10 protein-coding genes and 2 pseudogenes are annotated in these 8,975 nt (G+C 51.3%); 8 read left to right on the top strand and 4 right to left on the bottom strand.

The features are described from left to right. From HK23_RS13830 to HK23_RS13845, 3 genes and pseudogenes are all read right to left on the bottom strand, one after another. On the bottom strand, positions 1-251 hold a 251-nt coding region (locus tag HK23_RS13830), incomplete at its 3' end, for a transposase (RefSeq protein ID WP_143217584.1). A 62-nt stretch (positions 252-313) separates the two neighbouring features. Continuing rightward, positions 314-702, bottom strand: a pseudogene (locus tag HK23_RS13835) (transposase); the annotation flags it as partial. 243 nt (positions 703-945) lie between these two features. Next, the gene (locus HK23_RS13845; protein WP_025829317.1) at positions 946-1,860 is read right to left on the bottom strand and encodes a LysR family transcriptional regulator; all 915 of its coding nucleotides are present in this window, start codon (positions 1,858-1,860) and stop codon (positions 946-948) included. A 161-nt stretch (positions 1,861-2,021) separates the two neighbouring features. Here HK23_RS13845 and HK23_RS13850 point away from each other — a divergent pair, with 161 nt between their 5' ends. The 8 genes from HK23_RS13850 to HK23_RS13885 are packed head-to-tail and all read left to right on the top strand — an operon-like array spanning position 2,022 to position 8,618. Beyond that, a complete protein-coding gene (locus HK23_RS13850; protein ID WP_025829316.1) occupies positions 2,022-2,483 on the top strand; it encodes a lipocalin-like domain-containing protein in 462 nt (153 codons plus the stop codon). After that, positions 2,411-3,562, top strand: a complete 1,152-nt coding sequence (citC, locus tag HK23_RS13855) for a [citrate (pro-3S)-lyase] ligase (protein WP_128081268.1) — start codon at positions 2,411-2,413, stop codon at positions 3,560-3,562. Before HK23_RS13850 ends, citC begins: the two co-directional genes overlap by 73 nt. Further along, positions 3,559-3,855 (top strand): citrate lyase acyl carrier protein, encoded by a 297-nt coding sequence (gene citD / locus HK23_RS13860; protein ID WP_035374961.1) that lies wholly within the window; start codon positions 3,559-3,561, stop codon positions 3,853-3,855. The genes citC and citD overlap by 4 nt, the downstream gene beginning before the upstream one ends. A gap of 14 nt (positions 3,856-3,869) precedes the next feature. Beyond that, the gene (locus tag HK23_RS13865; RefSeq protein ID WP_231888585.1) at positions 3,870-4,718 is read left to right on the top strand and encodes an aldolase/citrate lyase family protein; all 849 of its coding nucleotides are present in this window, start codon (positions 3,870-3,872) and stop codon (positions 4,716-4,718) included. An 11-nt stretch (positions 4,719-4,729) separates the two neighbouring features. Then, complete coding sequence (gene citF, locus HK23_RS13870) at positions 4,730-6,247, top strand: citrate lyase subunit alpha (protein ID WP_025829312.1); 1,518 nt, start codon at positions 4,730-4,732, stop codon at positions 6,245-6,247. After that, the gene (citX, locus tag HK23_RS13875; RefSeq protein WP_025829311.1) at positions 6,247-6,804 is read left to right on the top strand and encodes a citrate lyase holo-[acyl-carrier protein] synthase; all 558 of its coding nucleotides are present in this window, start codon (positions 6,247-6,249) and stop codon (positions 6,802-6,804) included. Before citF ends, citX begins: the two co-directional genes overlap by 1 nt. Beyond that, on the top strand, positions 6,801-7,679 hold the full coding sequence (gene citG, locus HK23_RS13880) for a triphosphoribosyl-dephospho-CoA synthase CitG (RefSeq protein ID WP_025829309.1): 879 nt from the start codon (positions 6,801-6,803) through the stop codon (positions 7,677-7,679). Before citX ends, citG begins: the two co-directional genes overlap by 4 nt. Positions 7,680-7,685: 6 nt before the next feature. Continuing rightward, a complete protein-coding gene (locus HK23_RS13885) occupies positions 7,686-8,618 on the top strand; it encodes an AEC family transporter (RefSeq protein WP_025829307.1) in 933 nt (310 codons plus the stop codon). A 68-nt stretch (positions 8,619-8,686) separates the two neighbouring features. On the opposite strand, the pseudogene HK23_RS13890 reads toward HK23_RS13885, so the two are convergent. Then, positions 8,687-8,907: pseudogene (locus HK23_RS13890) on the bottom strand (integrase core domain-containing protein); the annotation flags it as partial. Positions 8,908-8,975 lie beyond the last annotated feature (68 nt).

Genomic DNA, 8,975 nt, shown 5'->3' on the forward strand with positions numbered 1-8,975 from the left:
AGGGCCTCCTTCAGGATATCCGTCTGCATGCTCAGATCCGCATACATCCGCTTCAGCCGACGGTTCTCTTCTTCCAGAGCCTTCATCTGACTGATCATCGAGGCATCCATGCCGCCATATTTCGCGCGCCACCGGTAAAACGTCGCGTTGCTGATCCCATGCTCCCGGCACAGGTCAGGAACCGAGACGCCACCTTCAGCCTGGCGGATCACGCCCATGATCTGGGCGTCAGTAAAGCGATCACTCTTCATCAGAATCTCCTCATCCTCACGTTGAGAAAATTCTCATTCAAACGCCACTCTTTTTATGGGGGGATTACCGCATCAAAGCGCTCAAACAGTCTTTCAATGGCCCCTGCCTGTGTCAGGCATTCACGGAACAGCTACACCGTTTTGGCATCAGGCACACGGTCCGACAGCCCCAATCCCAGAAAACGCATGAACGACAGACGGTCGTTGATCAGATACTCCATCCGTTCGTCGGACAAATTGTTCAGCGTCTGGATCATCAGAATTTTGAACATCAGTATCGGATCAAACGGTGGACGCCCGCTTTTGCCCCCGTCCGAATAGGCCAAAGCTTGCTCCAGATCCGGGCGGAACACTTCAAAATCCACAGTTCGGGAAAACGCTTCGAGTTGGTCACTAAGCCCGCTCAGCCGGGCAAGTTGCTCTTCAACATCAAAAAAACGGGCTGTTTCATGATCCATACCCCAATCAACTCAGGGGAAATGAAATCACAAAGGCATTATCAAAACCAGAGAGTTTTTCGAACCCTCCAGGTCCAAATCGGGATCGATTGCTTTATCCTGGGGCTCTCTACCCTGACCATCGACCTCGCTCATGTCGGGCTGTCCGCCATCAGCGGGGGCGTGGCAACGTTCCATCGGCCGGGTCGCTATGCCGGATATTAAAATCTGACGAAAAATAAATGATTTTCTGGATTTCAGTCGAAAACCATCGATTTTTTTATGTATTTTTTCAACTCGTCAAGGAGCAAGCGCACGCTCTTCTTGATGTGGCTCCTAGATGGAAGAACGGCATAGAGGGATATCGCTTCGCCCTGATATTCCGGCAGAATGCGTACAAGGCTGCCATTCTGTAGATTTTCATGTGCATCGCATAAGAGTTTATATGCAATGCCTTTGCCCGATAAAGCCCAGTCGTGGATGATTTCCGCGTTTGTACTGCTGAGCGAAGGCGTGACGGTGAGAACGTGAGAATGCTCTTTGTTTTCCAGAACCCACTGATTGATCACTTCCATGGTTTTGTAACGTCTCAGGCAAAGGCAGGTATGCTGACGTAATTCGTTCGGTGTGCGTGGCTCGCCGTTTTTTATGATATATTCAGGGGATGCGCAGAGCACCCGGACAGTTGAGGCGATTTTCGTAACGATCGTGCCGGTCGCTTCCGGCAAGCCGACACGAATGATGATGTCGAGATAATCGGCAAAATCGTAAGATCCTTCGGAAGCAACAGCAAGATTAAGCTGAAGGCCATGGTATTTCTCATGAAAGTCCGCAATGAACGGCGCCAGCTTGTTTCGCCCGAATTCGAGGGGGGCCCCGATGCTGAGCGCCCCTTGGAGGAGTTGATCCGATTGGATCACTTCGGCCTCAAGCCGATCGGTTTCTTCAACGATTTTTTTTCCACCATCATAATATAATTGCCCGGCGTCACTGAGATGAAAGTGCCGTGTATTGCGTATGACGAGAGCGATATCCAGCCGTGCCTCCAGTCGCCTCAGCCTTCGGGAAACGGCCGCCGGAGAGGCACCCAGTCGCTTGCCTGTAGCCGTTACACCGCCGGCATTAACCAGATGCATGAAAAAAGCGACATCCGTCAGATCGTCCAAAGCCATGTTTCTGTTCCTGAAGCGGGTCGTAGTCGCATTGTCCTTATAGGATGATGACACAAAAAATACTTGTGTCACACGCAATAGTTATTTGCGCCCAAAGCCGGTGGCCAAGCGACTCGTTCTGAATATGATCCAGCTTGAGAAAAATTGATGGGACATCGAAGATGAGCGTCGCGCCACAGGTCAAGCCTGAGCAGGAAAAAGCACTGGTACAAGAGATCGTGGGAACCTGGACGCTGGTTTCGTATCAAGTGGAGTTGCAGGCAACCGGCGAATTTATCGATGCCATGGGAGACCATCCGCGAGGACGAGTCATTTTCACTAAAGATGGTTGGGTTGCTTTCAATCTTGAAGGGACCGGACGTGAGGCTGCCACGACAGACGAAGAGCGCGCTCATCTGATGAGCACCCTTGTCGCCTATATCGGGCGTTACAGGATCGAAGGCAATCAGTGGGTAACCAGTGTACAGACGGCGTGGGCCCCGGAATGGGTCGGAACCGAGCAGCGTCGTACGGTCACGATCACGGGTAACGACGCACAGGTTGTGACACCGTGGCGCAAGATGCCAAACTGGGCGAAAGATCAGATGTCACGCAGCATCATCAGGTTCGCTCGCGCGCAGTGATGTTGTCACTCGCAACACGGTCCCTCTTCACCGATGCGAAATTGCGCGTGGTCAATGGGATGGATCTTAAATTCCTCTGGCTCGACATCGAACGGTTTCTGCTTGAGAATGAATTGAAAATAGATAGGGCGATCAAAAAATTCGTGCTGGCAACAAGCCTGGACGACGGACGAATTGTTGCCAGCGCCGGGCTTGATGAAAATGTTATTAAATGTGTATGCGTCGATAAGAAATATCGGGGTACGGAGTTAAGTCTCAAAGTCGGTACCGAGATCGTCAAGCAGGGACTCGAGGCACGGTACGACGATCTGTTTCTTTATACAAAACAAGAAAACTCTAAAAAGTTTCGTGGGTGGGGCTTTTCACCCCTGGTGGAGATTCCAGGGGCTGTCACATTCATGGAGTATAATAGAAACAGACTGTCCGATTATCTGGAAAATCTTTCCAGAAAAAAGAAAGAAGGTGGTCGGGTCGGTAGTGTCGTCATGAATGCCAACCCGTTTACGAACGGGCATCGTTATCTGGTCGAAAGGGCATGCAGGGAGTGTGATTGGGTGCATGTCTTTCTGGTCAAGGAAGATGTGTCTTATTTCTCATACCAGGATCGCCTCAATCTTGTACGAGAAGGGCTTTGCGATATTGCGAACGTCATCATCCATGAGGGCTCCGACTATATCGTCTCTCACGTTACATTTCCCCAGTATTTTCTTAAAGATGATGATCAGGTAAACCAGCAGGCTTCTGCCGTCGATGCACTGATGTTTCGCCAGTATATTGGTCCGGCGCTCGGTATCACTGTCAGATATGTTGGTACCGAGCCGCTGGATAAAACGACTCGAATGTATAATAGAGTTTTGAAAAAATATCTTTCAGAATCGTTATGCGTGCAGAAATCAATACAGCTTGAAGAAATTGTAAGAATAAAATGTGATGGCAAAGTTGTTTCAGCGTCCCGCGTTAGAGAGCTGATTAAAGAACATCAATATGAATCTGTCCGGCCTCTGGTGCCATGTTCAACGTTTGCTTTTATCAAGCAGAATTTCATGAGTTCGGACAAAAAGAAGGATGCATCATCATGAAGATCAAGCAACGAGGAATAGCCGGTACGTTGGAGTCGAGTGACATCCTAGTCGTGGTTTCTCCTGATGACGGAAATGAGGTTCAACTCATGCTTCAGAGCAAAGTTGAAAAACAGTACGGTGCGGCCATCCGACAGCTTGTGACAGAGACGCTGGAAAAGCTCGGCGTAACTGGAGTTGCTGTCGATGTGAAGGATCAGGGAGCTCTGGATTGTGTCATTCGGGCTCGTGTCCAGGCTGCTGTCTTTCGGGCCGCAGGAGAAAATAAAGTGAATTTCGAGGTTGTGTCATGAGATTGCGCCGGAGCATGATGTTCATTCCGGGTGACAGCGCTGGAATGCTCTCCAATTCCTATATTTATCGACCTGATTCCGTCATGTTCGATCTGGAAGATGCCGTCAGCCTGGCCGAGAAGGATACGGCGCGCCTTCTGGTTTTCAATACGCTGAAAGCCAACCTCTACGGTGGCATCGAAACTGTCGTACGCATCAATGGTGTCGAAACTCCGTTCTGGGAAGATGATCTTGACATGGCTGTCCGCGGCGGTGTCGAGGTCATCCGTCTGCCCAAGACGGAAAGCGTTGCCGACGTAAAAGAAATTGAAAATCGTATTGAAAATATAGAAAAATCTTGTGGTCGTCCCATAGGTGATACGAAAATCATGGCAGCTATCGAATCTGCATGTGGTGTCGTCAATGCGGTTTCTATTGCATCATGTACGCCCCGAATGATCGCCATTGCCCTTGCGGGATTTGACTACCTGGTGGATATGCAGACATCGCGGAGTTCCGGAAGTGAACCCGAATTGTTCTATGCACGTGCGGCCGTGTTGCATGCTGCGCGCGCTGCAAAAATCGATGCATTCGATGTTGCTTATGGAAACGTCAATGATGAAGAGGGATTCCTGAGAGAGGTCGCCATTGCCAAAAATCTTGGTTTTAATGGAAAGTCCCTCATTCATCCGCGCCAGATTGAGCTTCTCCATAAGGCCTATGCCCCAACGACGGGCGAGGTCGATCACGCCCGGAAGGTCATTCAGGCTGCGAAAGACGCCGAAGAAAAAAATCTGGGCGTCGTTTCCCTTGATGGAAAAATGATTGATCCGCCGGTTATTCACGAGGCTCAGCGCGTCATTCTTCTATCCGATCACTCGTGAGGGAGGGTTCAATGTCATACAATCAACAGTGCACCGCAGAATACGCTTCCAGAAATAACCTTCCAGAATTTGAAGGTGTATTTGCGAAATCGCCGCAACTCGCGAGCCCGTCCACGAAGCGCCACAGAAAGCTTTTTCCGTCTCTTGAAGAGGCAATTCGTACGTCGGGTTTGCGGGATGGCAGTACGGTGTCCTTTCATCACGCCTTCCGGGAGGGCGATAAGGTTTTGATGCATGTCATCAAGACGTTATCCGATCTCGGTTTTAAAAATCTGACGATTGCACCAAGTTCTTTGCTGAACTGCCATGATGGCCTGGTTGAGTATATCCGCTCCGGCGTGATCGCTAAAATCTTTACATCGGGCTTGCGAGGTGAACTGGGCGAGGCTGTTTCCAAAGGTTTGATGGATGTGCCGGTGCAGGTTCATTCTCATGGCGGCCGTGTTCATCTGATTCAAACGGGCGAAATTTCCATTGATGTTGCATTCCTCGGGGTGGCGTCATCCGATGAGTTTGGCAACGCGAATGGCAGTCATGGCGAACTGAGTTGTGGTTCGCTCGGCTATGCCAAGGTGGATGCTGCGCACGCGCGGTATGTTATCGCGATGGCTCAGGAACTGGTGGATTTTCCGAACTATCCCGCCAGCCTTTCCCAGGATCAGGTAGATGCGGTCGTCACGGTGGACGAGGTGGGCGATCCGTCTCTGATCAGCGTTGGGGCTGCACGGTTGACGAAGAACCCCCGCGACTTGCTTCTGGCCCGTATCGCCGCCTCTGTAATCGAGCATTCAGGATCGTTCAAAACCGGCTTTTCCATGCAGACAGGATCAGGAGGAGCCGCTACCGCAACGACCATCTTTCTCGGGGAAAAGATGGTCGAAAAAAATATCAAAGCGAGTTTTGCCTTGGGTGGCGTGACGGGCCCCATCGTGGATCTGCTGAACAAAGGCATGATCGGCGCGATTGCAGACGTGCAGTCGTTTGATGTGACCGCAGCACAGTCATTGAGAGAGAATGCTGCACATTGCGAGATTTCGGCGAATGAATATGCGAATTCATCATCCAAGGGCGCTTATGTCGATCGTGTCGACGTCGTGTTGCTGAGTGCGTTGGAGGTTGATATCGATTTCAATGTCAATGTGCTGACAGGCTCTGATGGAGTGCTGCGTGGTGCGTCAGGTGGTCATTGCGATGTTGCCGCTGCAGCCAATTTGACGGTTATCGTGACGCCGTTGCTCAGGTCGCGGATGCCGTGTGTAGTCGAGCATGTCAATACGGTCGTGACTCCGGGCAGCACCGTGGATGTCGTTGTAACTGACCACGGAATAGCGGTGAATCCCAATAATCAAGCTCTCGAAAAACGTCTCCGCGACGCGAAGCTTCCGGTCTTGAGTATCGAGGAACTGAAAGATCTCGCCATCAGCCGCGCCGGCAAGCCGGAACCGATCGCCTACACGGACAAGATCGTTGCGGTCGTACGGTATCGTGATGGCAGTGTCATGGATGTGGTGCGCCAGGTGGCCCGATAATGACGAGAGATCGGCCTGATGCGTTGGCGGATGGCTCTGTCCCATTTTCTGCCCTGCTGGCGGCAAGGGAAGCGCGCGCGTACAGGCAGTATCTCCTGCTGGAGGACTGTGAGTGTCCTCTGATTTCGCTGACGATCGTGTCTCCGGGTCCGGTCAAATCGTCTCTATTGATCGATAAAGTGTTTCATGTCGGAGTGACGACACTCCATGCGGCGTGTGACGGTGCTGGTCTGAGGATCGATACGCAGCGTTTCTCACATTCGGCAGCAGGACCGGAGGCGCTCTGTGTCGTCAGAGGGATCGAATCCGAGGCGCTGAAGCAGATCGCCGTGAACCTCGAAGATACGCATCCGCTCGGGCGGCTGTGGGATCTGGATGTGATCGAGCCAGGCATGAATGTTCTGTCGCGGGAGCAGTTTGGCCTGCCAGCGCGGCGATGCTTAGCCTGCCAGGAAAACGCACATTTCTGTGCACGCAACCGTCAGCACCCCTTGCCGGTTCTGGAGACCAGTATGAAGCGGATTCTATCCCTCTATGAAGAGGGCGTATCGGTATGACCGCCGTCATGACAATCGGCGAGAGAGTCTCGGAGATAGCGCGAAAAGCTTTGGTCAGAGAGATTGATCTGACCCCCAAGCCCGGTCTCGTCGATCGCCATGATAGCGGTGCCCACCGTGATATGGATTACCCACTTTTCCTGTGTAGTATCGAAGCAATTTCGCCCTTTTTAGAGCGTTTCTATCAGCAGGGATGTGAAACGGCCTTTCAACCGGCTGATCGGACACTGTCGGCTCTGCGCGCGACTGGTCTCGCGTGCGAACGGCGTATGTTTCAGAAAACAGGCGGGATTAATACACATAAGGGGAGTATTTTCTCTCTCGGCCTCCTGTGTGGGGCTGTCGGGAGAGTCGTGGCTGGTGGGCAAGAACTGAGCATTGAACGAATCTGCACAGAAGTCGCGTATATCTCTAAGGATATCGTCTTGAATGATTTCGGATGCCAGGGCAACACATCCAGTGCGACGGCGGGCGAGAAGATTTATCGACGATACGGATTGGCCGGGGCTAGAGGAGAGGCGGAATCTGGTTTTGTCACTGTTCGGACATATGCGCTGCCTGCTTATCTCTCGGCTCTTTCCGAACATGGCCCATCCGGTCGCGCAGACCTTGTCGCATTGCTGACTCTGATATCCAAAAATGGAGATACAAATATTATCTCCAGAGCGGGTCTGGCTGGGCTTGATTTCTCCAGAAAATGTGCAGAAAAGGTGTTGAATATTCCATCTTCTATTGATGATGAGGTTTTTTTTGAAAATGTTTTTAATATAAATAAGATATTTATTGATAAAAATATTAGCCCGGGTGGAAGCGCCGATCTTTTGTCGGTGTTGTTTTTCTTGACGGATGTTGAGGCAGCTTTTTCAAAAATGTGAGGTCGTATGTTAGAGACTATTTGTGGGGCTGTCTTCCCTGTGGTCCTCTCCATGGCGTTGGGATACTTGGGTGCCGCCTGTGGTATGTTCAATCGCGATCAAGCAACCGCTCTCAACCGAATGGTACTGAAATTCGCACTGCCGATGGATCTGTTTGTCGGTATTTCCAAAATTGACCGTCAGCAAATTCTCAATTCTGGTAGTTTTGCGGCAATTATTATTGGCTGGATGATTGTCAGCTTTCTGCTGACGTACTGGCTTTCGCGCTTTGTCTTCAAGCGCTCCGTCTCCTTGAGCACGCTTCAGGCACTTGCCGTTGGAAACCCTTCAGTTCCATTCGTTGGTTCGGCTGTATTGGGTTTTCTATTTGGTGAAAAAAGCGCGCTCGCCGTGTCTTTGGCAAGCCTGACCATTAATGTTGTCTTGATACCAATTGTTTTTTTTCTTCTGGCCAGCGATAATAGGGAGACGCTCGGAGGTGAGGGAGGATGGACCTCGCATCTCAAGCAGGCCTTCAAGCAGCCAGTCGTCCTTGCGCCGCTTCTGGCATTTTTCTGGGTTCTGTCCGGCGTGCCCGTCCCAAAGCTTTTGGACACTTCCTTGATCATGCTCGGTAAAACGACTGGGGGAACCGCAATGTTTTCCGCCGGTATTTTATTGTGCCTGATGAAACCTGTGTTGAACAGAATGGTCATCACGTCGGTTGTGATCAGAAACGTTGTCGTGCCACTCGGTGCTTGGGGCCTTGCACTCGTGGCGCATCTGTCGCCGTTTTATCTGCGGGAAGTCGTTCTGACATTTGCGATGCCGTCGGCCTCTGTCATCGTGATTCTATCGAGTCAAATTAAAAAGGGGGAGCGTGAGGCCGCATCTACGGTGTTTTTCTCCACCATCGCCGCTGTTTTTAGTATGGGCGCTCTGATCGCGCTGACATCCTGAAGATCTTCTGTAGCGTCCAGAGGTATTCGGACAGTTTTTGGGTTGAATAAGCTATAACCCGGTTGTTGTTATGCTGCCATTCTGACGGCACCGCTGTTGGCCCTCTGGTCCGGGGTTAACCCCCCGGACCAGAGGGCGGCGGCACGTCATGATACGCCTTATCGGGCTTACGTCCAGCCAATGCTGAATGAAGCCGCTGTCCGTTGTAATGCACAATCCATCCGGCAAGCGCGGTCCGTAGCTCCGATCCGGTCTCGAACGCGTGCAGGTAGATGCATTCGTATTTCAGCGGTAATCCCCCCATAAAAAGAGTGGCTTTTGAATGAGAATTTTCTCAGCGTGAGGATGAGGAGATTC

The organism is Acetobacter malorum (assembly GCF_002153605.1).
GTDB lineage: Bacteria > Pseudomonadota > Alphaproteobacteria > Acetobacterales > Acetobacteraceae > Acetobacter > Acetobacter malorum_A.